Genomic DNA, 21578 nt, shown 5'->3' with positions numbered 1-21578 from the left:
ATCGATCAGCGGATGCACACCATCAGATCCGGTCCCGCGCGCGCGGCCCTGCGGGTCCTCGTCCTGCTGGCGACGCTGCTGGGCCTCGCGGCACCGCCCGCCGCCCAGGCGAGCAGCGCGGCGACGCCGTTCAAGGTGCTCGGGCTCTACAGCGGCACCTACGACGCGGCGCACATCGACTTCGAGAAGGAGGCGAACGACTGGTTCCCCAAGCAGGCCGCGGCGAACGGCTTCACCTACACGGCCAGCAACAACTGGGACCTGCTCAGCAACGGCGGCGTCAACGCGTATCAAGTCGTCCTGTTCCTCGACGACTTGCCGCAGACATCCGCCCAACGGACGGGTTTCGAGACGTACATGCGCAACGGCGGTGCCTGGATGGGTTTCCATGTCGCGGCCTTCACGACCAACGCGGCGGGCTGGTCCTGGTACCACAACACGTTTCTCGGCTCGGGTAACTTCCAGTCGAACACCTGGGGTCCGACGACGGCGGTCCTGAAGGTCGAGGACCGTACGCACCCGTCCACCAAGAACCTGCCGGCCACGTTCACCTCGTCGGTCAGCGAGTGGTACAGCTGGTCCAACGACCTGCGGCAGAACCCGGACATCAAGATCCTGGCATCGGTCGACCCCAGCAGCTTCCCGCTGGGCACCGACCCCAACCAGTCCTGGTACAGCGGCTATTACCCGATCCTGTGGACCAACACGAAGTACAAGATGCTGTACGCGAACTTCGGCCACAACGCGATGAACTACTCGACCAACACGCGGCTGTCGTCGACGTTCGCCAGTGCCACACAGAACCAGTTCCTGCTGGACGGCCTGAAGTGGCTGGGCGGGGCGGACTCGACCACCCCGCCGCCCGCGGACTCCCCCTCGGAGACCGCCTGGTACTCACTGACGAACGCCGGCAACGGCACCTGTGTGGACGCCCGTTCGGCCGCCACGGCGAACGGGACCGCGATCCAGCAGTACGCCTGCAACGGCACCCAGGCACAGCAGTTCCAGTTCCGCTCGACCGACAGCGGCTACCGCCAGGTCGGGATCCGCGCCAACCCACAGCAGGTCATCGACGTGACCGGTGTCTCGACGGCCGACAACGCGGCGCTTCAGCTGTGGAGTTACGGGGGCGGGCAGAACCAGCAGTGGCTGCCCGTCAAGGAGAGCACCGGGCGCTATCACTTCACGGCCCGGCACAGCGGCAAGTGCCTGACCGCGGCGAGCGCGGCGACGAACAGCGTGCAGCTCACCCAGCGCACCTGTGACGGCTCCACCGCACAGAGCTTCACGCTCACCGCACAGCCCTGACCGATCAGCACAAGGGTGCCCCCACCGCATACCGGCGGTGGGGGCACCTGTCTGTCGCCGTCAGGAGCCGGCCAGGCGGGCCAGTTCGGTGCCGCCGAGCAGGAAGGCACCGACGCCGAAGTTCGCGGTGCTGTCGTACGTGACGGGCTGGCTGGACTCGGGGCGGTCGCCGACGTTCTGCACGTAGCCCAGGAAGCCGTCGGGGTGTACGGCGGTGCTGACGAGGCCGTTCCAGGCGCGGGCCGCGACGGGCAGGTACGCGGACCGGTCGACGAGGCGGGCGCGCACGGCGTAGGCGGTGCCGTAGAGGAAGAAGGAGGTGCCGCTCGTCTCGGGTCCGGGCAGGTGCGCGGGGTCGGCGAGGTTCACGTTCCAGAAGCCGTCCGTGCGCTGCACCCGTGCCACGGCCGTCACGAGACGGGTCAGCGTCTCCCGGTATTCGCCGGTGTGCCGCTCGCTCGGCGGGAGCGCCTTCAGGGTCTTGGCGTGGCCGCCGGTCACCCATCCGTTGCCGCGCGACCACACCACCGGCTTGCCCGACGGCGAGAGGATCCCGCCGGGCAGGAAACGCTTGTCGCGGTACCAGAGCCCGGTGCCGGCGTCGTACAGGCCCGGTCCGCCCTCGAGCCGCTTGGTGTGGTTGTAGAGGGCGTACAGCTTGTCCCCGTACCGGGGGTCGCCGCGGAGCACGCCGATCCGGGCGAACGGCGGCATCGCCATGTGCAGGGCGTCGTCCCACCACCAGTCGTCGTTCTTGTCCGGCTGGTCCGTGTAGACCATGCGGTGGAGCGACTCCTCGATGGCGGAGATCTTGCTCTCGTCCGGCTCGATCTCGTACAGGTCGAGGTAGGCCTGCCCGGCGTTGTGGTTGTCGGCGTGGCGCGTGGTGACACCGCCGCTGAGGCCGTACGCGTGCTTCTCGGCCCAGTTCCTGGCGTACGTCAGGTAGCGGGGGCTGCCGGTCAGGCGCTGGAGGGCGAGGAGTCCGCTGAAGAAGGTGGCGTTGGCCCAGCCGTTGTCGCCGGGGTCCGTGTGGGCGCCGATCCACTGGTCGGCCACGCGCCGCAGGACGGCGGTGATCTCGGCACTCGACGGGAGCCCGGGGGAGGCGGCGCGCGCGGCGGCCTGAGCGGTGCCCGTCAGGGAGGGCAGGAGGGATGCGGAGGCCGTGAGCGCGGCCGCGCCGGAGAGCAGGCGTCGTCTATCCATGTGAACAACTCCTACGGATGGGGACTCCCATCCTCAACTCCCGCCTCACGCGATGTCCATGGTCCGTCGTCAACTTGTCGCGAACCGAAGGGAGTTCAACTCAACGGCGTCGGTTCATGTGACGGAACCCGGGTCGCGGCGGCACGTTCGCCGGAGGGACGCCTTCCGGCGGCACGTTCGCGGAGGGGCTTGGTGCCTTCCGACGGCACGTTCACCGGAGGGACGCCTTCCGGCGGTACGTTCGCGGAAGGCATCCCTCGTCGCGTCCTCACACCTTGCGCCACCGCGCCATCGCGCAGGAGAACACCCCGAACAGGACGAGCCCCGCGGCGACGCAGGCCAGCAGCGACGGGCCCATCGGGGTCTCGCTGAAGGACCGGAGTGCGCCGTCCACACCCTTGGCCTTGTCGGGCTCGTAGTCCACCGCGGCCTGCAACGCGAACACGCCCACCGCCGCGAAGACCAAGCCCCGCGCCGCCCCGCCGACCACGCCCGTCGTGTCGACCACCATGCGTGTCCTCCGCGACATCTCGCCGAGCTTCAGGTCCTCCCGGTACTTGCGCAGCACCGCCCGGGCCGCGATCCACACTCCCGCCACGACGGCACCGGCTCCCACGGCGCCCACGATCCACTGCCCTGCGGGCCACCCCAGCGCCTTGGCCGTCACGTCCCGGGACTGCGCGTCGCCGGAGCCCGCGCCGCCCGCGCCCGCGGCGAAGGACAGCACGGAGTAGGCGACGAAGGCGTAGAAGAGACAGCGCGCGGCCGACAGCAGTCGCTTTCCGGCCTTGTGCCCGTCCCGCCCCGCCGCGCCGAAGAGCGCCTCGGACAGCCGCCACAGCGCCATCCCGACGACCCCCGCCCCCAGCGCCCACAACAGGACGGCTCCGAACGGTTTCGTGGAGATCTCCTGGAGCGCACCGCTCCGGTCGGCCGGGCGCCCGCCGTCTCCGAAGGCGATCCGCAGCGCCAGCACGCCCACCAGCACATAGATCACGCCGCGTGCGGCCAGCCCTGCCTTGGCCGCGCCTTCCCGCGCCGATCCCGTCGCCGCCCGGCGGGCACGAAGCCGACCGCTCCAGGTCGCCGACTGCGGATGTGCACTCATGGGCATCTCCTCCCCCTGTGTCTGCCCCTCACCTACACGGCACGCTCGGGCGACCGTCGAACGGGCAGGTCCTCGAGGGGAGTCGGGTACCCCGCAGGCGCGGGTGAAACGGGGGCCGCGCCCTCGCGTGTGGTGATACATGCCCAGGTCAACACGGTCCGTGAGCTATGTTGAGTTCTCGTGGGACACGAAGGAGGCGCTCCGGTGCCATCGCCGCAGCAGGCACGCGCTCAGGCATCTGCGATCACCTCGGGGAAGACCGCCCCGGAGGTGGGCGCGGCACCCATGTCCCAGCTCAGGGAGCTGTTCGACGGACCCCGGCTCTCGCCGGGGCAGCGGCGTATCGCCCAGTATCTGATCGAGCACATCACCGAGGCGGCGTTCCTGTCGATCACCGATCTCGCGGAGCGGGTGGGCGTGAGCCAGCCCTCGGTGACGCGTTTCGCCGCGGCGGTGGGCTTCAGCGGTTACCCCGCACTGCGGGAGAAGCTCCAGTCGATCGCGCTCAGCACCCTCGGCAGCGCGCCGGGCACGCCGGCGGAGGTCACGAGCAACGAACTCCAGGCGGCGGTGGACGCGGAGATCGAGAACCTGGAGAACCTGCGACGGGACTTCGCCGATCCGGACGAGATCATCCGCGTCGGCCGCGCGCTGTCGGAGTCGACACCGCTGACCGTCCTGGGGCTGCGGATCTCGGTTTCACTCGCCGAGTACTTCGCGTACGCCGCACGGCGCATCCACCCGGACGTACGCCTGGTGACCCGGGGCGGCAGCGTCGCCTACGACGCGTTGCTCCAGTCCCGCGCGGCCGGCGGCACCTGGCTGCTCGCCTTCGGGATGCCCCGGCACGCCCAGGAGACGCTCACGGCCCTGCGGGTCGCGCACAGCGCGGGTCTGCGGGTGGCGCTGATCACGGATCTGGGGCTCGGCCCGCTGGCGGACGAGGCCGACGTCACCTTCGCCACCGGCACCGGCTCACGACTCGTCTTCGACTCCTACGCCGCGCCGGTCGTCCTGTCGGCGGCGCTGCTGCAGGCCATGACCGACGCCGATCCGGAGCGGACGCAGGCGCGCCTGGAGGAGTACGAGCAGGTCGCCGAGCAGCACCACTTCTTCCTGAAGGACTGACTCCGCCCTCCTGAAGGACTGCCTCCGCCCTCGTCGAAAGTACGGCGCGGGCGAGCCCTGCCGCGCGTCCTCATCGATAGCGGCCCGGGCGAGGCCTGCTGCGGGACCCGCCCCCTTGCACGGAGCCCCTCTCTCCCCGCACCGCCTCTCCCGCACTGCCTGTCACCATGGCATCACGGGATCAATCACATTAAAGCGCGCATGAATGTTTTCATGTTCTTGCGCATCCGGCGGTATATATAAATACTTCTCGCGGATCGTGACCCGGAGGCCTCCTGGTCACCTCCATGACCACCCGGGGCCGTCCGCTCCTACCCGCATCGGGTCCCGGGTGTTCAGACGGGCCTCGCCTTCGCGAGCGCCCGTGGTGGCGGCCCCGGCCATCCCCTAGACCGGGGCCGCCCCAGATCTCGACGACCGTCCCCGCCGACGTAACCCGGAAGCGATGAACATGGCCCTGACGTACTCACCGATCACCTCGGACTGGCCGTGCCAGGTCAAGACCCCCGGCAGCTTCGACTGGGAGCGATCGGCGGTCAAGTGGCTGCGCGAGCTGGTGCCGACCCGCTACGCGAGCTACCCCGTCCTGCTCAAGCACCCCGTACTGCTCGCCCGCCACGCCCAGATCCAGGTGCAGCACGAGATCCGCGTGGCGCGGACCGCCCTGCAGACAGCCCGGACCGAACTGCCCTCCCTCGGCATGCACGAGGCGGTCATCGAGCACACCATCAAGCTGTACGCGGCGGAGGTCATGCAGCTCCAGCACATCGCCCGAAGCATCCGCGCGGTGACCCAGGCACTCTCGGACGGCAGCGCCGCGCGAAACTGAGGTCCCGGGGCTGAGCGGAGGTCCCGGCAGGACCGTCACTCAGGAGGCGTCGTGAACACGCACAGGCAGCCGTGGGGTGTCTCGGGTCCGGTGGAGGGCTCGGCACCGGCCCGGACCCTCGACGTACGGTGGATTCACGGCTCGCCGTCGGCCAAGCACAACACGGACCCCGACATCCAGGTCCACGCGTACGACGAGCACACGTTCATCCTCCGGCAGAACATGGCGATCGACTACGAGGCGCCGTTCCTGTTCCTGCTGTTCGGCGAGGCACGGGCCGTTCTGATCGACACCGGCGCCACGGCCTCGGCCGAGTACTTCCCGCTGCGTCGCGTGATCGACGAGGTGGTGGAGGAGTGGCTCGCGGCGCACCCCCGCGACGGCTATGAGCTGTTGGTGCTGCACACGCATCCGCACGGCGACCACATCGCGGGGGACGGCCAGTTCACCGGCCGCCCCGACACGAAGGTGGTGGACGCGGCACTGGACAGCGCCTGGGACTTCTTCGGCTTCCAGGACGATCCCGGGAGTGTCGCTCGGGTCGACCTGGGGGACCGCGTCCTCGAATGCCTGGCCACACCGGGCCATCACGAGGCGGCGGTGACCTTCTTCGATCCCTGGACCGGGTTCCTGCTCACCGGTGACACGGTCTATCCCGGACGCCTCTACGTCGAGGACTGGCCGGCCTTCACCCGTAGCCTCGACCGGCTCATCGACTTCTGTGCCGACCGGCCGGTCACCCACGTCCTCGGATGCCACATCGAGATGACCCGGCAGCGGGGCCGGGACTATCCGGTGCGCACCACGTATCAGCCCGACGAGCCGCCGCTGCAGATGACGACGGATCAACTACGCGACATCCGGGCGGCGATCGACATCGTCGGCGACCGGCCGGGACGCCATGCGTTCGCCGACTTCGTGATCTGCCGCGACGACGCTCCGGGCGGGGACTAGAGCCAGTCGTCACAGTCCCGCCCGTCCCACGGGGCCCTCCACGTGCTCTCGCCGCACCGGGCCCGGATCCGGGTTCGCCCGGTACGGGGCGGCACCGCGAACGGCCCACACCGACACCGCGAACGGCCCACGGACGCACTGCGAATGGCCCACAGGGACGCGGTAGGAAACGGCGTGGGCGGGAAGACGGAGAGCGAGCAGCCCGACGAGCGGACTGGACGGACGGGGCGGACGGGACGGTCTCATGGATTCCACAGCGTGGACGTTGATCCTCGTCGCCGCCGTGCTGGGTGCCGTCGCCCTCGCGGTGGCTATCGTGCTTCTGGTCCGGCTCGTCCGCGCCCGCCGTGACCTGCGGCGCGCGGGGCTCCCCTCCGGGCCGCGCTGGGTCTTCTGGGGTGCCGTCGTCTATCTCGTGCTGCCGACCGATCTGCTGCCCGACCCCGTCTATCTGGACGACATCGGCGTCCTGCTGCTGGCCCTGCGCTCACTGCGCGCGGTCCCGAAGGATGCGCTGCCCACCGTCCGCGGGAACCCGCGCGCCCCGACGGGACGTTGAGGTCTGTACCGAGCGGCGCGTCGACGGGCGGCACCATGAGCGAGTTGGTTCCCGGGGGCAACACGCCCCTGCCTGGCGGCATCCTGACCCTCAGGGTGCCGGGCCCCTTCGACGTATCGGCGCTCATCACCGACGACAGCGGAAAGGTGCGCGGCGACGGCGACTTCGTGTTCTACAACCAGCCGACCGCGCCCGGCGCCCGCCTCCAGGGCGAGCGGCTCACCATCGATCCGCCGAGGCTGCGGACCGGCGCGAGCCGCGTCACCGTGGTCGTCAGCCCCGCCGACCCCACGACACCCCTCGGCCGGCTGCCCGCGCCCACCCTGCACGTCACCGCACCGGACGGTCGTGCGCTCGCCCGGTTCACCCCGCCACGTCCACAGCGCGAGACCCTGCTGCTGCTCGCCGAGCTGTACCGGCGCGGCACCGGGTGGAAACTCCGCGCCCTGGGCCAGGGGTACGCGGACGGACTGGCGGGCATCGCGCGGGACTTCGGCGTCGATGTCACCGACGACCACGCCACGCCGGGGACGACACCGAGGGCGACGCCGGGTGCCCTGCCGGGCGGGGCGCGGGGCGCGACACGGAGCGCGACTTCGGCCGGCGCCGCCGACCCGGACGGCTTCCTCGGCCTGGTGAACCCCGCCCGCGCGGCGGCCGGTTCCCCGCCGGTCTCCCTCGACGCGCGGCTGTCGTCCGCGGCGCGGGCCCATGCCTCCGCCATGGCCGCGCGCGGAATCCTCGGTTCCGGCACTCCGGACGGCATCTCCGTCTACCAGCGTGTCATCGCGGCCGGATACCCGTATCTCACCGTCGGCGAGCACCTGGTCTCCGGCCCGCGCACCCCGCGCGAGTTCGTGGAGTACTGTCTCTCCGCCGAACAGTCCCGGCACACGCTGTGCGACCCCGTCTTCAGCCAGGCGGGCCTGGCGTACGCCGCCGACGGCCGCTCCGGCACCCTGTACTGGACGGCGCTGTGGGCGAGGCCCTACAGCCCCGCGGCGCTGGCCCGGACCGCCGACGAGGTCATCGCGCTCACCAACGCCGAGCGGACCGCGGCGCGTCTGCCGCCCCTGGCCGGTGACCCCCTGCTCACCACCGCGGCCCAGGCCCACAGCGCCGACATGGTGGCCCGCGCCTTCTACTCCCACACCGCCCCCGACGGCAGCCGGCCCTGGGATCGGGCCGCCGCCGCGGGGAGCACCCGCCGGACCATCGGGGAGAACATCGCGTGCGGGCAGCGCTCCCCCGCCGAGGTCGTCCGGGGCTGGATGGACAGCCCCGGCCACCGTGCCAACATCCTGAAGCCCGACTTCACCCACATAGGCATCGGTCTGGCCGGCGGCGGCGCTGCGGGCACGTACTGGACCCAGCTCTTCGGCGGCTGACCCACCGCTGCCGGACCGCCCGCGGCCCCGTCCGGACCGCGCGCGCCTCTCCTGCCGCCGCTTTTCCGCCAATCCACCGATTCGAATGCACCGTTTCCGATTCTTCGCCGGGCAATGCAACCCAGGCGCCCTCCCAGCGCGTAGAGATGATGCCGACGCCCGCGTCCGCGGGGCGGTTCGTGCCGGACATGCGCACCGGCAGAGGGAACACGGGAGAGATAACAGATGGTCTCAGGAACGGTGGGCACGGGTACGGCGCTGGGCGCGGTTCTGGTGTCACTTCTGGCAGCACCCGCGCAGGCCGCCGCGCCCGCGCCCGCGGGCGGCGCCGACACCGAACGGGTCACGGCGGCCGCCGGCTTGGCGGCGCCCGACGACGCGGGGCTGCGCACAGTGCTGCGCACGGCGCTGACGCAGGGAGCCCCCGGTGCGATGGCGAGAATCGACGACAACGGCACGGTGCACCGGCTGGTCGAGGGAGTCGCCGACCGCGCCACCGGCCGGGCCATCAGCACGAACGACCGGTTCCGCGTCGGCAGCGTCACCAAGTCCTTCTCCGCGGTGGTGCTGCTCCAACTGGTCGACGAGGGGAAACTGAACCTGGACAACTCGGTCAACAGCTATCTGCCGGGGCTGCTTCCCGACAACGGGATCACCGTTCGCCACGTGCTGAGCCACCGCAGCGGCCTGTACGACTACACCAACGACATGTTCGCCCAGACGGTCCCGGGCTTCGAGGCGGTCCGCAACAAGGTCTTCAGCTACCGGGACCTGGTGACGCTGTCCCTGGAGAAGCCGCGCACCAACGCGCCGGGCGCGGCCTACGCGTATTCGAACACCAACTTCGTGGTGGCGGGCATGCTCATCGAGAAGCTCACCGGCCACGCGGTGGGCACGGAGTACAAGAACCGCATCTTCACGCCGCTGCACCTCAGCAACACCTTCTATGTGCACCCCGGCACCGCGATCCCGGGAAGCCATGTCGACGGCTATCTCACCCCCGACGAGGCCGGCGCCGCCCTGGTGGACTCGACCGAGCAGACCGCCTCCTGGGCGCAGAGCGCGGGCGCGATCATCTCGACCGCGCACGACCTGGACACCTTCTTCTCCGCGTTGCTCCGCGGAAAGCTCATGTCCCCCGCCCAGCTGACGCAGATGCAGGAGTGGACGCCGGTCAGCAGCACCACGAGCTACGGCCTCGGTCTGCGCCGCCGCACCCTGTCGTGCGGGGTGTCCGTCTACGGGCACACGGGCACCGTGCAGGGCTTCTACACGTACGCGTTCACGTCGAAGGACGGCAAGCGCAGCGTCACCGCGCTGGCGAACACCTCGAACAACACCGATGTCCTGAACACGATGTACGGCACCCTGGAATCCGCGTTCTGCGGCAAGTCCACGGCCAAGGCCGCCACGCGCGCCGCGGCGCCCTTGGAGCGGAACGAGGACATCGCGCCCGGCATCGCCCGCGACTGACCCGACCCGGCCGCGCCTCACTCCTGACGGTTGGGCCGCCGGTGCGGCGGCTGGTCGGGCGCGGGGCGCAGCCGCTGGGCCGGGATGGGCAGCCCCTGGGGTTTGTCGGCGTCGACGGTGACGGGTACCCGGTGGTGGTGGATCTCCAGGGGGTCTCCGGCCATGAGCGTGTACGTGGCGGTGTCGGGCTCGATCTCCACCCGCAGCCGCCGCCCGAGGACTTCCAGGTTGAAGGCGAGGCGGCTGAACCGTTCCGGCAGCCGGGGCGCGAACTCCAGGGTGGCGCCGTGGTGCCGCAGGCCGCCGAACCCGGCGACCAGGGCCATCCAGGTACCGGCGAGCGAGGCGATGTGCAGGCCGTCGCGGGTGTTGTGCTCGAGGTCCTCCAGATCCATCAGCGCGGCCTCCACCAAGTAGTCGTAGGCGAGGCCCGGGTGGCCCGCCTCGACCGCTATCACCGCCTGGCAGCAGGCCGAGAGGGAGGAGTCCCGGACGGTGAGGGGCTCGTAGTAGGCGAAGTTGCGGGCCTTGTGCTCCTCGTCGAAGTAGGGGCTGCACTTGTACATCGCGAGCACCAGGTCGGCCTGTTTGACGACCTGTTTGCGGTAGATGTCGAAGTAGGGGAAGTGCAGCATCAGCGGGTACTGGTCGGGCCGGGTGGCCGCGAAGTCCCAGCGCTGGTAGCGGGTGAATCCGGCGTTCTGTTCATGGACCCGCAGTTCGTGGTTGTAGGGGATGTGCATGGCCTCGGCGGCGTCGCGCCAGGCCGCGCTCTCCTCGTCGTCGACGCCGAGTTCCGCGGCCCGCCGGGGGTGGCGCTCGACGACGTCCGCGGCGGCCAGCAGGTTCGTACGGGCCATGAGGTTGGTGTACGTGTTGTCGTCGGCGACGGCGCTGTACTCGTCGGGTCCTGTCACCCCGTCGATGTGGAACTTTCCCTGGTGGTCGTGGTGGCCCAGCGAGCGCCACAGGCGTGCCGTCTCGACCAGCAGCTCGACCCCGGTGTCCCGCTCGAACCGCTGGTCGCCGGTGACGGCGATGTAGCGGACCACGGCGTCGGCGATGTCGGCGTTCACATGGAAGGCGGCCGTGCCGGCCGGCCAGTACGCCGAACCCTCCGAGCCCTCGATGGTCCGCCAGGGGAACGCCGCTCCGCGCAGGCCGAGTTGGGCCGCCCTCTCACGTGCGGCGGGCAGGGTGTTCTGGCGCCAGCGCAGGGCCTCGGCGACGGCGCCCGGCGAGGTGTAGGTGAGCAGGGGCAGCACGAAGGTCTCGGTGTCCCAGAAGGCGTGGCCGTCGTAGCCGGAGCCGGTGAGCCCTTTGGCGGGTATCGCGCGCTGTTCGGCGCGGGCGCCCGCCTGCAGGACGTGGAAGAGGGCGAAGCGGACGGCCTGCTGGATCTCCTCGTCGCCCGCCACCTGGACGTCCGAACGCGCCCAGAAGTCGTCCAGATAGGCGCGTTGATCGTCGACGAGCGCCTGCCAGCCGCCGTGCCCGGCCGCCGCGAGCGCCGCGTCGACCTGGTCGCGCAGGGCGGGCAGGGACCGGGTGCTCGACCAGCCGTACGAGACGACCTTCTCCAGGCGCAGCGTCTGGCCGGGTGCCAGCACCGAGGTGACGGTGAGGCGGGCGATGTCGTCGCCGCTCTCACCGCTCATGGTGGTCGGCTCGGGCCCCCGTACGGCGTGGTCGGCGGCCGCGGCGACCCGTAGCCCACTGCGCCGGGTGCGGTGCACGAGCCGTAGCCTCCGGCCCGCCGCGAAGTGCTCCTCGGCCTCCAGCGGCGCCTCAAGGGCGATGGCGGCACGCGGGTCTCCGCTGTGCCCCGGCAGCTGCTCGTTGGCGACGAGTTCCGACTGCACGACGACCCGGACCCGGGCGTCGACGGCCTCGACCTCGTAGGCGACGGCCGCGATCGCCCGCTGGGTGAAGGACACGAGCCGGGTGGAGCGCACCCGGACCGTGGAGCCGGCCGGCGAGGTCCACTCGCAGGTCCGGGTGAGCAGACCGGTGCGCAGGTCGAGGACGCGCTCGTGGGAACGCAGCCGTCCGTAGCGCAGGTCGAACGGCTCGTCGTCGACCAGCAGGCGGATGATCTTGCCGTTGGTGACGTTGATGACCGTCTGACCGGACTCCGGGTAGCCGTATCCCGCCTCGGCGTAGGGCAGCGGGTGGACTTCGTGGACACCGTTCAGATAGGAACCCGGAAGGCCGTGGGGCTCGCCCTCGTCGAGGTTGCCGCGCCAGCCGACATGGCCGTTGGAGAGGGCGAACACGGACTCGCTCTGCGGCAGGAGGTCCAGGTGCAGGTCGTTCTCGCGCAGGGCCCAGGGCTCGACGCCGTACGACGTGTGGGTGATCACGCCCGCTCCCCCAGTTCCGCCAGATCCCGTACGACGATGTCCGCGCCGTGCGCGCGCAGGGCGTCGCCCTGTCCGACGCGGTCGACTCCGACGACGTACCCGAAGTGGCCCGAGCGGCCCGCGTCCATGCCGGCCAGCGCGTCCTCGAAGACGGCGGCCTCCTCGGCGACGACGCCGAGGTCCCGCGCGGCGGCCAGAAAGGTGTCCGGACGCGGCTTTCCCGGCAGTTTCCGCTCGGCGGCGACGACGCCGTCGATCCGTACGTCGAAGAGGGACTCCGCGCCTATGGTTCGCAGGATGTCGCGGCAGTTGGCGCTGGAGGAGACGACCGCGGTCCGCAGCCCGCTGTCCCGCACCGCTTCGACATAGCGCAGTGTGCCGTCGTACGCCTCGACGCCGTCCCGGTGGATCAGCTCCAGCAGCAGGTCGTTCTTGCGGTTGCCCAGGCCGTGGACGGTCGCGCGGTCCGGTGGGTCGTCGGGCTTCCCCTCGGGCAGTTCGATACCGCGTGCGGCCAGGAAGGTGCGCACGCCGTCGGCGCGGGGGCGTCCGTCCACGTACTCGTCGTAGTCGGCACTGTCGTCGAAGGGACGGAATCCGTCGCCGTCGCGCCGGCGCAGAAAGTCGTCGAACGTCCGCTTCCAGGCGGCCGCGTGGACCACGGCGGTCTTGGTGATGACCCCGTCGAGGTCGAAGAGGCAGGCCTGGATTTCTTTCGGAAGACCGAGCTCTGTCATAGGTGCAGTGTGCCCCGAGGGCCGGCGGCCAGCGGGTGGCGAACGACACACCTGATGGGGCCGGATCAGTCGTGCGGGTACGAATGGTGCTCGTGGGCGACCCTCCAACGCCCTTGTTCCTTGCGCAGTCCGAGCGTGAGCCGCAGGCGGAGGTCGGGCTGATCGGCGAACTCCTTCGCCGTCCCGCAGCGCAGCAGGGCGTGCGCGTACGCCACGTCGTCGCCCGCGGTGATGTCGAGGGTCTCGATCTCGAACGACGCCCCCTGGGCCTGCCACTCGAAGAACGGCGGCCAGGTCTCGCGGTACTCCTCGATGCCGCGGACCCCGCCGTAGGGCGGCGGGACGTCGAACATCACGATGTCGTCCGTGTGATCCACCAGCACACCGTCGAGGTCGCGCTGGTGAACGGCGGCGGCCCAGCGCTCGATCAGGGTACGGATCTGCTCCTCGTCATGGCTCATCCTCGATCCATGCCCCGTCCCGCTCAGGACTTCTCATCCGCTCCTTCGCGTGGATACTGGGGCCACGGTCCGGCTGCCACGGGCCGGTCGACGGGAGCGGCGGCTGTGGATGTGGAGCACGACGTCAAGGAGCCCGGGGCGCCCCTGAGGTTCGACGATCTCCTGGAGCGCGCGGCGGCGCTCGTGCGGCCGGGGCGGCGGGCCCTCCTCGGGATCGCCGGCAGTCCGGGATCGGGCAAGACGACGCTCGCCGAGCGTCTGGTGAGCGCGCTGAACGGCGCCGGGCCCGCCTGGGTCGCCCAGGTGCCGATGGACGGATTCCATCTCGCGGACGTCGAGCTGGACCGCCTGGGCCGGCGCGACCGCAAGGGCGCTCCGGACACGTTCGACGCGGCAGGGTACGCGGCGCTGCTGCGCCGGCTGCGCGAGGACGAGGACGGCCTCGTGTACGCACCCGGCTTCGAGCGGACCCTCGAGCAGCCGATCGCGGGTGCCCTTCCGGTGCCCCGCACGGCCCGCCTGATCATCACCGAGGGCAACTATCTGCTGCTGCGGGACGCCGACTGGGCTCGCGCGCGGGCGCAGCTGGACGAGGTCTGGTTCTGCGAGCTCGACGACGCCGAACGCGTACGGCGGCTGGTCGCCCGGCACGAGGAGTTCGGCAAGGACCACGACACGGCGGTGGCGTGGGTCCTCGGCACCGATCAGCGCAACGCCGAGCTGGTCGCCGCGACACGGGACCGCGCCGACCTGGTCGTCGACGCGGCCGTCACCGAGGCCGCAGCTCCAGCTCACGCTCCGCACCCTGATCGCCGCCCGTCGGATCGCCGATCCGCGCGATGAACGCCTCGGCGCGGACGGTCAGTTCGGCCGAGGTGCGCTGCCCCTGGCGGGCGCTGACCGTCATACGGGCGGCACGGCGCCAAAGGAGGGCACGCTGACCGCCGGTTCCCGGAACGCGCTGGGACACGGTGACGTCCGGGTGACGGGCGGCGCCCCGCGGGCGCCCTGCCACGACGGCCCGGGTGCGCGGCGCCTACGCGTGCCGGGCGGTGCCCGTGGACACGGCCGAGGGGCTGTCCGTACGTCTGATCAAGCGCTGATCCTCGTCGTCCCACTTCAAGGGCCGAGGGCGGGCGCCATCGGCCCGGCGCGTGCCGTGCGGCCGACGGCAGGCGCCATCGGCCCGCGTACCGTGCGACAGGTCGATGTCCGGATCCCGCCGGACCCCGCGCCGGACACGCGGCAAAATGGCTGGTGAAGCGATACCTACAGCGCTTGAGGACCCGCGAGAGGACACGGCCGATGACGGTCTGCACCACCATGGACAGCCCACTGGGCGAGCTGCTGCTCGTGGGCGAGGAGTCGGCCACCGCGCGGGGCGGCACGGCGCTGGCCTCGCTGTCCATGCCCGGCCAGAAGCGCGGCGCCGTCGTCCAGGACGGCTGGGTCGAGGACGCGGCCGCCTTCGCCGAGATCATCTCCCAGCTGCGCTCCTACTTCGGCGGCGCGCTCACTCACTTCGACATCGAGTACGTCACGAGCGGCAGCGACTTCCAGCAGCGGGTCTGGAAGGCTTTGGAGGCCGTCCCGTACGGGACCACGCTCAGCTACGGGGAGATCGCCGCGCGGATCGGCGCGTCGAGGGCCGCGGTGCGCGCCGTCGGTACGGCGATCGGCGCCAACCCGTTGCTGGTCGTGCGCCCCTGCCACCGGGTGATCGGCGCGAACGGCGCCCTCACCGGCTATGCCGCCGGTCTTGAGCGCAAGCGGTGGCTCCTGGATCTGGAGCACGTGCCTTCCTGAACCACTTCCTGAACGCCTTCCTCAACGCCTTCCTGAACGGGGCACACCGGTGGCCCGGGCGTCACTTGATGACCGCGTTGGCGACGACGACGATCACGCCGAGGAGGGCGTCGACGCAACCGGTCACGAAGGCCACACCCCAAGTGCGACGCGCGGCGCGTGCCGCGGAGAGGCCCCAGCCGAAGAGGAACACGATGTTGTAGGCGAAGGCCGCGTACTCGATGTTCGCGGACGGCCACCAGCCCCAGCCCGCGCCGAGCAGCATCACCACCGTGGGCACGGTGGCCGTCACGAGTGGCCACTCGTCGAGGAGCACGCGCAGTGCGCCGATCGGTCCGGGGCGGGTCCCGAAGCCCCGGCGGGCGATGAGGTGCGCGTATCCGTGCGCGAGGGCCGAGGCGAACGCGGTGAAGAGCAGCCACTGGGCGTCGTACAGCCGGACCTCGCGTGTGGTGTGGCCGTACTGGGTGAGCGCGGCGACCATCGAACTCGCCAGCACGGCACCGTACACACCGCCGAACAGCACATTGGGCCGCGAGGCCTCGCGGCGCAGGCCATGGCCGCAGCGGTGGAGGATCTGCGGGGTGCGCATGGTGGAAGCTCCTCGGAGGTCACAGAGGTTCGGGCGTCACGTCATCACCCCTATGAATCCATAGGAATCCATGACAGTCGGCTCATGACCGGCGTCGCCATCCGTCACGTCACCGGAACCACCCCACCGGCGGGGCCCACGGCCTCCGGGATGTCACACCTCGGCCCTCCGACGCCCTCTTGGTAGGGAACGCGGCCCCATCCAGGAGGCAATCATGGAGCGAGAGATCGAGCTGTCCGCCGGGACGATCGAGTACGCGGACACCGGCGGTGACGGGCCCGTGCTGGTGCTGCTGCACGGCCTGCTGATGGACGCGTCCCTGTGGGACGGAGTAGTCGCGGACCTGTCCGCCGACTACCGGTGCGTCGTGCCGACCCTGCCGCGGGGCGCGCCCCCCCGGGGCGGGGGCGCCGGCGCCCATCTGGCGGTTCGCCGCGGGGCGCGGCGGGTGGGCGGGTGGCGAGACCGGCGCCGGCGGGCTTTGGGTCGGTTTTTGGGGGGCCCGTGCCCCCCCCTCCCGGGGGCGCGGGCCCCCCCCGCCGGCGGGGCCCCCCCCGCGGGGGGGCCCGCCCCGACGCCGATCTGTCGTTGCCCGGCGTGGCGCGTCTGGTCGGCGAGTTCCTCGACCGGCTCGACCTGCGGGATGTCGTCCTGGTCGGCAACGACACCGGCGGGGCGCTCGTCCAACTGCTGATGTGCGACGGCGCGGATCGCGTGGGGCGGGCCGTCCTCGTCTCGTGCGACGCGTTCGACAACTTCCCGCCCGGGCTGACGGGCAGGACGCTCGTTCTCTCCGGCAAGCTACCGCCGCGGCTGTTCGGGCTGTTCATGCAGCAGATGCGCCTCAGGCTGCTCCGACGGCTTCCGCTCGCGTTCGGATGGCTGACCCGCCGAGGGGACGCGGCGACGGCGCGCTGGATCAGGCCGGTCCTCCGGCAGCCCGAGATCCGTCGTGACGCCGTACGCGTGCTGCGCTCGGCCGCCGCCCACACCGGCCTGCTGACGGCCGCGGCCGAGCGGCTGCCCGGCTTCAAGCGCCCCGTCCTCGTGGTGTGGGCCGGCGAGGACCGGGTGATGCCGCCCGAGCACGGCCGACGCCTCGCCGGACTCCTCCCGGACGGACGGTTGGTCGAGGTCGCGGACAGCTACACCCTCGTCCCCCTGGACCAGCCGGGAGAACTCGCCCGGTCCGTAAGGGAGTTCACCCGCGCAGCGCACACGGACTGACACGCTGACGCCGAGCCGGTCGAGCTCACGAGGTCGTGCGGGATTCGAGAGCCGCGCGGGTGTCGTTGCCGTAGACGCCCGTCTCATCGCCCCGGATGCCGTACCAGAGCTGGAAGCGGGCCACGGCGGCGGTGAGCGTGAGGTCGTAGGTGCCGCTGGTGGCGCCGTGGTCGTACACGTCCGGGATGCGGAGCAGCCGTTCCTGGAGCTCTGTCACCTGGGGGCCGCTGTCTCCCTCGCGCAGGGTGCCCGCACCGTCCGGGTCGGAGGTCCGGGAGGGGGCCTGGGCGGTGGGCGCCGGCGTGGGCCGAGTCCCGGCCCCGGGAGCGTCGTCCCGTTCGCCGGGCGGCAGCAGGAGGGCGAGGGCGAAGCCGACCAGTGCCGCGGCCGTGATCGCGACGGCGATCGCGGCGCGCCCCGGGCCGGCGCCCCACCCGAGGCCGCGCCCGCCTCCGTACCGCCGCCGGGGCCTGACGGATCCGCCACCGTCACCGGCGTGTCCCTCCCCTGCCGGTACCGGCGGCAGCTCCTGCGTCTCGTACTCCTCAGCCCCGTAGGTCTCCGGGGGCGGCAGCAGTCTCGTCGAGTTCGAGGGGACCGGGACCGACTCGTACTCCTGCTCCGAGTCGGCTGCCCCGTCCTGCTCGCGCACCTGCCTCAGCAACTCGGCCAGCGTCTGCGAGCGGCGGCTGCGCTGGACATGGGTGGGTTCGAGCGCGGGACGCCTCGCCGGCTGCCCGGGCTCGGGCGGTATCGCCACACCGTTCTCCTTCCGTGCGCGCGGTCTCCCGCCATCCCCGTGGAGGGATACGAGGGTTGGGCCCCGGCGGTTCAGCGGTGGTCCGACGCATGCCGTGCGGGGTCCGGCAGCCGTCCGGCACACGCCGGGCGGCAGTCCGGCGGCAGTCCGGCGAGTGATTCCATCTCACCAAACGATCGATATGTTCAATTCGGTAAGAGTTATTGAGCGTTTGAACAAGAGCGTGCTACAAACCGCCGTCATGACGACTCGTTGGTCACGCCGCGGCTTCCTGGCCGCGAGCAGCGGAACCGCGCTCGCGCTCGGGGTGCACGCCACCGCCGATGCCACTCCCCTCACCTCAACCAAGAGAGCCGAAGCCGCCGAAGCCGCCGAGAGCGCCGAGGCCGCGGACGAGTTCGCGACCCTGCGCGCGAAGTGGCGCACGCTGATCCTCGGCGAGGGATTCAGCCCCACCGCCGAACCCTTCAAGACCCGGCTCACCGACCTGGGCACCACCGCGAGCGGGCTGCGGTCGACGATGGCCCCGGCATCCGGCTCGCTCTGGCCGGATCTGGTGTACGCCGACCCGGAACCCGACACCGACCAGGAGTCGTACGGCTACTCGGGCAACATGAACACCAGCTACACCCGGCTCAGCACGCTCGCCCAGGCCTACTCCCAGCAGGGCACCGGGCTGACCGGCGACACCGGCCTGCGCGACGACATCCTGACCGGCCTCGATCACCTCTACTCCGAGGTCTACAACGAGAACCAGGCCCGCTACGGGAACTGGTACAGCTGGCAGATCGGCGCACCGCAGGCGCTCCTCGACGTCTGCGTGCTGATGTACGACCAGCTGTCGGCCACGCGGATCGCCAACTACCTCACAGCGATCGACCACTTCGTGCCGGACTCGGCGGTCTCCAGTTACAGCGGTACGAGCACGGGCGCCAACCGGGTCGACCTGTGCCGGGTGCTGGCGCTGCGCGGAGTGGTGGGCGCGAGCTCCGCGAAGGTCGCGCTGGCCCGGGACGCGCTCTCCCCCGTCTTCCCGTACGTCAGCGGTGGCGACGGGCTCTACACCGACGGCTCGTTCATCCAGCACACCACCGTCCCCTACACCGGATCGTACGGTTCGGTGATGCTGGGCGGGCTCGGGATGCTCTTCGCGCTGCTGGCCGGGTCCACCTGGCAAGTCACCGACGCCAACCGGCAGATCGTGTTCGACGCGGTAGAGAACGCCTGGGCGCCTTTCCTCTACAACGGCCTGGTGATGGACGGCGTGTCCGGGCGGGCGGTGAGCCGCGGCCTGTCCGCGTCCGACGCCAAGCAGATCCAGCAGGACGACCATCTGCGCGGTCATCCGATCCTGGCCTCGATCGTGCTGCTCGGACAGGGGGCGAGCAGCACCCAGAACGCCCGCTGGCGCGGCCTGGTGAAAGGCTGGATGCAGCGCGACTACTACAGCCCGCCTCTGAGCGACCCCGCACTGGGGCTCACAAGTCTGGCCAGGCTCAAGGGAGTTCAGGACGACACCTCGGTCACCGCGATCGCCGAGCCGACCGGGCACCGGCTGTTCACCAACATGTCCCGTGCCACCCACCGCCGCCCCGGCTGGGCCGCGTCGATCAGCATGGCGGACCGGCGGATCACGTACTACGAGACGGGCAACGGCGAGAACCTGCACGGCTGGCACACCGGTTCCGGAATGCTCTACTGGTGGGGCGACACCTTCTGCAACGGCCAGTACAGCGATGCCTTCTGGCCCACCGTCGACCCGTACCGGCTGCCCGGGACCACGGCCTCCCGCAAGGTGCTCGCGGACGCGGCGGGCGGCGACTGGGGGGCCTCCCTGCCGGACGTCAACTGGGTCGGGGGCGCCACCGACGGGCAGCGGGCCGCGATCGGCCAGTACCTCAAGGGACTGCAGAGCACGCTGCTGGCGAAGAAGTCGTGGTTCTGTCTGGACGACTCGATCGTGTGTCTCGGCGCGGGGATCAGGTGCACGGACGGCACGGCCGTGGAGTCGACGGTGGAGAACCGCAATCTCGGGCCCACCGGCACCACGTCCTTCACGGTCGACGGCACCGCCAAGCCCACCGCCTCCCCCTGGTCGCAGACGCTCACCGGCGCCACGTGGGCGCACATCGGAGGCCACGGCGGCTATGTCTTCCCGGGCGGCGCCACCGTCAAGGCGCTGCGCGAGGCCCGGGACGGCAGGTGGAGCGACATCAACAAGGGCGGCACGACCACGGTCCTGAACCGCAAGTACCTGACGATGTACGTCGATCACGGCACCGACCCGGCCAACGCCACGTACGCCTATCTCCTCATGCCCGGCGCGAGCGCCGCACAGACGCAGACCCGGGCCGCCGCGGCGAGCTGGCTGACGATCCTCGCCAACACCGACAACCAGCAGGGCGTCAGCGTCCCTTCGCTCGGCTTCACCGGAGTCACCTTCTGGTTCGGCGGTACGGTCGGCGCGCTCACGGCGAGCAATCCGTGCTGCGTGATGATCAACGAGAAGAGCGACGGCACCGCGGTCATCTGTGTCAGCGACCCGATGCGGATGCAGACCGGTCTCACCCTCACCTGGAACAAGGCGGTCGCCTCGGTGACCTCCAAGCCGTCCACCGTCACCTCGGCGACCACCGGCTCCTCCCTGAAGCTCACCTTCGGCGACCTCAGCGGCACCGCCGGCGTCACCCAGAAGATCACCGTCAAGCTCGGCTGAACCGGACGAGCCCGGGCGCGGCCCGAGTGTGCGGGGCTCCGGGCGTCCCCTCCGACGCCCGGAGCCCCGCTGTCCCGATGTCCGCGAACGGACGGCCCTCGAGTGTCCAGTGACGGTCGGGTTCACACCCCAGCGACACGAACACCTGGGTGGCGATGTCGACTTGGCGTACTCGTGGGGGTGCCGAGCCGAGGCCGGGCCCCGCGGCGATCAGCCAGGCGGTGCGCTCCCACGGTGAGCGGCCGCCGTGGCCGCCCGCGTCGACATGGCCGTGGTCGGTGACGACGAGGACCGTCCACTGTTCGGCGGCGTACGCGGGCCGGGAGCGTACGGCGTCCAGCAGGCGGCCCAGGCGTGTGTCGGCGCGCAGGATCGCGGCCTCGTACGCCGCGCCGCAGCCGAGGACGTGCGCGGTCTCGTCGGGTGCGCCGAGGTAGACGAAGGACGCGTCCATGTCGTCGCCCGCGAGGACGCCTGCCGCCTCCTCGGTGATCTGTTCGTCGCAGGTCTCCCAGGCCTCGGGGGTGTCCTCGGCCGGGGAGACGTAGGCGGTCCTTGACGGGGCGCGGAACAGCGGGCCGCCGTCGCGAGCCTGCAGCAGCGGCTGCCAGCCGGCCGCGACGAAGGTGCGCCGCCCGTTCCGCCCGGCGAGCCGGGTGGCGAAGTCGGGGAAGACGTCGAGGCGGTGGCCGCTGAAGTCGTTGCTCCACACGCCGTGCTTCTCGACACCCACGCCGGTGACGATCGTCGCCCAGCAGGGGCCCGACATGGTCGGCGTGCGGTCGTCGACCTCGATCGGTGTGAGGAAACCGTCGGCCGCGAGGGAGTCCAGATGCGGGGTGGGCAGACGGTTGAGCGTGTCGAGGCGTACGCCGTCGATGCCGACGACCAGGACGCGGTGGACGGCCTCGGACATGGGCGATCCCTTCGATGAGTCGGTCACGGGCTGCTCCGTACGGC

The 21578-nt window shown here is 71.1% G+C and carries 19 protein-coding genes and 1 pseudogene; 12 read left to right on the top strand and 8 right to left on the bottom strand.

Annotated features, from left to right (window positions below; all coding sequences use genetic code 11):
• Window positions 1–12: 12 nt before the first annotated feature.
• Window positions 13–1308 carry a ThuA domain-containing protein gene (locus ACFVXA_RS07540; RefSeq protein ID WP_362021441.1) on the top strand — a complete coding sequence of 432 codons (1296 nt, stop codon included), beginning with the start codon at window positions 13–15 and terminating at the stop codon, window positions 1306–1308.
• Window positions 1309–1368: 60 nt separating this feature from the next.
• On the opposite strand, the gene ACFVXA_RS07535 is transcribed toward ACFVXA_RS07540, so the two are convergent.
• Window positions 1369–2517, bottom strand: a complete 1149-nt coding sequence (locus ACFVXA_RS07535; protein WP_390024163.1) for a glycoside hydrolase family 88 protein — start codon at window positions 2515–2517, stop codon at window positions 1369–1371.
• A gap of 268 nt (window positions 2518–2785) precedes the next feature.
• A complete protein-coding gene (locus ACFVXA_RS07530) occupies window positions 2786–3625 on the bottom strand; it encodes a DUF1206 domain-containing protein (protein ID WP_362021447.1) in 840 nt (279 codons plus the stop codon).
• Between the two features lie 204 nt (window positions 3626–3829).
• On the opposite strand from ACFVXA_RS07530, the gene ACFVXA_RS07525 reads away from it, so the two are divergent.
• From ACFVXA_RS07525 to ACFVXA_RS07500, 6 genes are all read left to right on the top strand, one after another.
• Window positions 3830–4753 carry a MurR/RpiR family transcriptional regulator gene (locus ACFVXA_RS07525; protein WP_383748166.1) on the top strand — a complete coding sequence of 308 codons (924 nt, stop codon included), beginning with the start codon at window positions 3830–3832 and terminating at the stop codon, window positions 4751–4753.
• A 451-nt stretch (window positions 4754–5204) separates the two neighbouring features.
• On the top strand, window positions 5205–5582 hold the full coding sequence (locus ACFVXA_RS07520) for a hypothetical protein (protein WP_362021610.1): 378 nt from the start codon (window positions 5205–5207) through the stop codon (window positions 5580–5582).
• A 51-nt stretch (window positions 5583–5633) separates the two neighbouring features.
• Window positions 5634–6536 (top strand): MBL fold metallo-hydrolase, encoded by a 903-nt coding sequence (locus ACFVXA_RS07515; protein ID WP_390024161.1) that lies wholly within the window; start codon window positions 5634–5636, stop codon window positions 6534–6536.
• Window positions 6537–6780: 244 nt separating this feature from the next.
• Window positions 6781–7095, top strand: a complete 315-nt coding sequence (locus ACFVXA_RS07510; RefSeq protein ID WP_390024159.1) for a DUF1232 domain-containing protein — start codon at window positions 6781–6783, stop codon at window positions 7093–7095.
• 35 nt (window positions 7096–7130) lie between these two features.
• Entirely contained in the window at window positions 7131–8483 is a 1353-nt protein-coding gene (locus ACFVXA_RS07505) for a CAP domain-containing protein (RefSeq protein WP_390024157.1), read from the top strand.
• A gap of 225 nt (window positions 8484–8708) precedes the next feature.
• Window positions 8709–9956, top strand: a complete 1248-nt coding sequence (locus ACFVXA_RS07500) for a serine hydrolase domain-containing protein (protein ID WP_390024155.1) — start codon at window positions 8709–8711, stop codon at window positions 9954–9956.
• A 17-nt stretch (window positions 9957–9973) separates the two neighbouring features.
• Here the strand turns inward: ACFVXA_RS07500 and ACFVXA_RS07495 are convergent, their stop codons facing one another.
• The 3 genes from ACFVXA_RS07495 to ACFVXA_RS07485 all read right to left on the bottom strand — a co-directional run bounded on the left by ACFVXA_RS07495 (window position 9974) and on the right by ACFVXA_RS07485 (window position 13517).
• Window positions 9974–12319 (bottom strand): glycoside hydrolase family 65 protein, encoded by a 2346-nt coding sequence (locus ACFVXA_RS07495; protein ID WP_390024153.1) that lies wholly within the window; start codon window positions 12317–12319, stop codon window positions 9974–9976.
• Window positions 12316–13056, bottom strand: a complete 741-nt coding sequence (locus tag ACFVXA_RS07490) for a beta-phosphoglucomutase family hydrolase (RefSeq protein WP_362021467.1) — start codon at window positions 13054–13056, stop codon at window positions 12316–12318. Before ACFVXA_RS07490 ends, ACFVXA_RS07495 begins: the two co-directional genes overlap by 4 nt.
• A 65-nt stretch (window positions 13057–13121) precedes the next feature.
• Window positions 13122–13517, bottom strand: coding sequence for an SgcJ/EcaC family oxidoreductase (locus ACFVXA_RS07485; RefSeq protein WP_362021470.1), 396 nt, complete (start codon window positions 13515–13517; stop codon window positions 13122–13124).
• A 105-nt stretch (window positions 13518–13622) separates the two neighbouring features.
• Between ACFVXA_RS07485 and ACFVXA_RS07480 the strand changes: the two genes are divergently transcribed.
• Both ACFVXA_RS07480 and ACFVXA_RS07475 read left to right on the top strand, forming a co-directional pair.
• Window positions 13623–14360 carry a nucleoside/nucleotide kinase family protein gene (locus ACFVXA_RS07480; RefSeq protein ID WP_383748156.1) on the top strand — a complete coding sequence of 246 codons (738 nt, stop codon included), beginning with the start codon at window positions 13623–13625 and terminating at the stop codon, window positions 14358–14360.
• 462 nt (window positions 14361–14822) lie between these two features.
• On the top strand, window positions 14823–15323 hold the full coding sequence (locus ACFVXA_RS07475; RefSeq protein ID WP_362021476.1) for a methylated-DNA--[protein]-cysteine S-methyltransferase: 501 nt from the start codon (window positions 14823–14825) through the stop codon (window positions 15321–15323).
• Window positions 15324–15384: 61 nt separating this feature from the next.
• Here the strand turns inward: ACFVXA_RS07475 and ACFVXA_RS07470 are convergent, their stop codons facing one another.
• Window positions 15385–15915, bottom strand: coding sequence for a hypothetical protein (locus ACFVXA_RS07470; RefSeq protein ID WP_362021478.1), 531 nt, complete (start codon window positions 15913–15915; stop codon window positions 15385–15387).
• Window positions 15916–16129: 214 nt separating this feature from the next.
• Here ACFVXA_RS07470 and ACFVXA_RS07465 point away from each other — a divergent pair.
• Both ACFVXA_RS07465 and ACFVXA_RS07460 read left to right on the top strand, forming a co-directional pair.
• Window positions 16130–16335: pseudogene (locus tag ACFVXA_RS07465) on the top strand (alpha/beta fold hydrolase); the annotation flags it as partial.
• Between the two features lie 177 nt (window positions 16336–16512).
• Complete coding sequence (locus ACFVXA_RS07460) at window positions 16513–17142, top strand: alpha/beta fold hydrolase (RefSeq protein WP_390024422.1); 630 nt, start codon at window positions 16513–16515, stop codon at window positions 17140–17142.
• A 25-nt stretch (window positions 17143–17167) separates the two neighbouring features.
• Here ACFVXA_RS07460 and ACFVXA_RS07455 read toward each other — a convergent pair whose 3' ends face one another.
• Window positions 17168–17902: a peptidoglycan-binding protein gene (locus ACFVXA_RS07455; protein WP_390024151.1), complete on the bottom strand. Its 735-nt coding sequence runs from the start codon at window positions 17900–17902 to the stop codon at window positions 17168–17170.
• Window positions 17903–18143: 241 nt separating this feature from the next.
• Here ACFVXA_RS07455 and ACFVXA_RS07450 point away from each other — a divergent pair, with 241 nt between their 5' ends.
• Window positions 18144–20618, top strand: coding sequence for a polysaccharide lyase 8 family protein (locus tag ACFVXA_RS07450; RefSeq protein ID WP_390024149.1), 2475 nt, complete (start codon window positions 18144–18146; stop codon window positions 20616–20618).
• Here ACFVXA_RS07450 and ACFVXA_RS07445 read toward each other — a convergent pair.
• A complete protein-coding gene (locus ACFVXA_RS07445; RefSeq protein WP_390024147.1) occupies window positions 20605–21561 on the bottom strand; it encodes an alkaline phosphatase family protein in 957 nt (318 codons plus the stop codon). The genes ACFVXA_RS07450 and ACFVXA_RS07445 overlap by 14 nt on opposite strands.
• Between the last annotated feature and the right edge of the window lie 17 nt (window positions 21562–21578).

This window comes from Streptomyces sp. NPDC058246 (assembly GCF_042881985.1).
Lineage (GTDB): Bacteria > Actinomycetota > Actinomycetes > Streptomycetales > Streptomycetaceae > Streptomyces.
The sequence above is the reverse complement of the archived record's forward strand: the minus strand, read 5'-3'. Positions and strand labels throughout refer to the sequence as shown.

Coding starts and splice junctions, on each gene's coding strand:
- ACFVXA_RS07500 (WP_390024155.1), top strand. CDS start 8,709: ATGGTCTCAGGAACGGTGGGCACGGGTACGGCGCTGGGCGCGGTTCTG.
- ACFVXA_RS07535 (WP_390024163.1), bottom strand. CDS start 2,517: ATGGATAGACGACGCCTGCTCTCCGGCGCGGCCGCGCTCACGGCCTCC.
- ACFVXA_RS07520 (WP_362021610.1), top strand. CDS start 5,205: ATGGCCCTGACGTACTCACCGATCACCTCGGACTGGCCGTGCCAGGTC.
- ACFVXA_RS07490 (WP_362021467.1), bottom strand. CDS start 13,056: ATGACAGAGCTCGGTCTTCCGAAAGAAATCCAGGCCTGCCTCTTCGAC.
- ACFVXA_RS07475 (WP_362021476.1), top strand. CDS start 14,823: ATGACGGTCTGCACCACCATGGACAGCCCACTGGGCGAGCTGCTGCTC.
- ACFVXA_RS07530 (WP_362021447.1), bottom strand. CDS start 3,625: ATGAGTGCACATCCGCAGTCGGCGACCTGGAGCGGTCGGCTTCGTGCC.
- ACFVXA_RS07510 (WP_390024159.1), top strand. CDS start 6,781: ATGGATTCCACAGCGTGGACGTTGATCCTCGTCGCCGCCGTGCTGGGT.
- ACFVXA_RS07505 (WP_390024157.1), top strand. CDS start 7,131: ATGAGCGAGTTGGTTCCCGGGGGCAACACGCCCCTGCCTGGCGGCATC.
- ACFVXA_RS07485 (WP_362021470.1), bottom strand. CDS start 13,517: ATGAGCCATGACGAGGAGCAGATCCGTACCCTGATCGAGCGCTGGGCC.
- ACFVXA_RS07540 (WP_362021441.1), top strand. CDS start 13: ATGCACACCATCAGATCCGGTCCCGCGCGCGCGGCCCTGCGGGTCCTC.
- ACFVXA_RS07450 (WP_390024149.1), top strand. CDS start 18,144: ATGACGACTCGTTGGTCACGCCGCGGCTTCCTGGCCGCGAGCAGCGGA.
- ACFVXA_RS07470 (WP_362021478.1), bottom strand. CDS start 15,915: ATGCGCACCCCGCAGATCCTCCACCGCTGCGGCCATGGCCTGCGCCGC.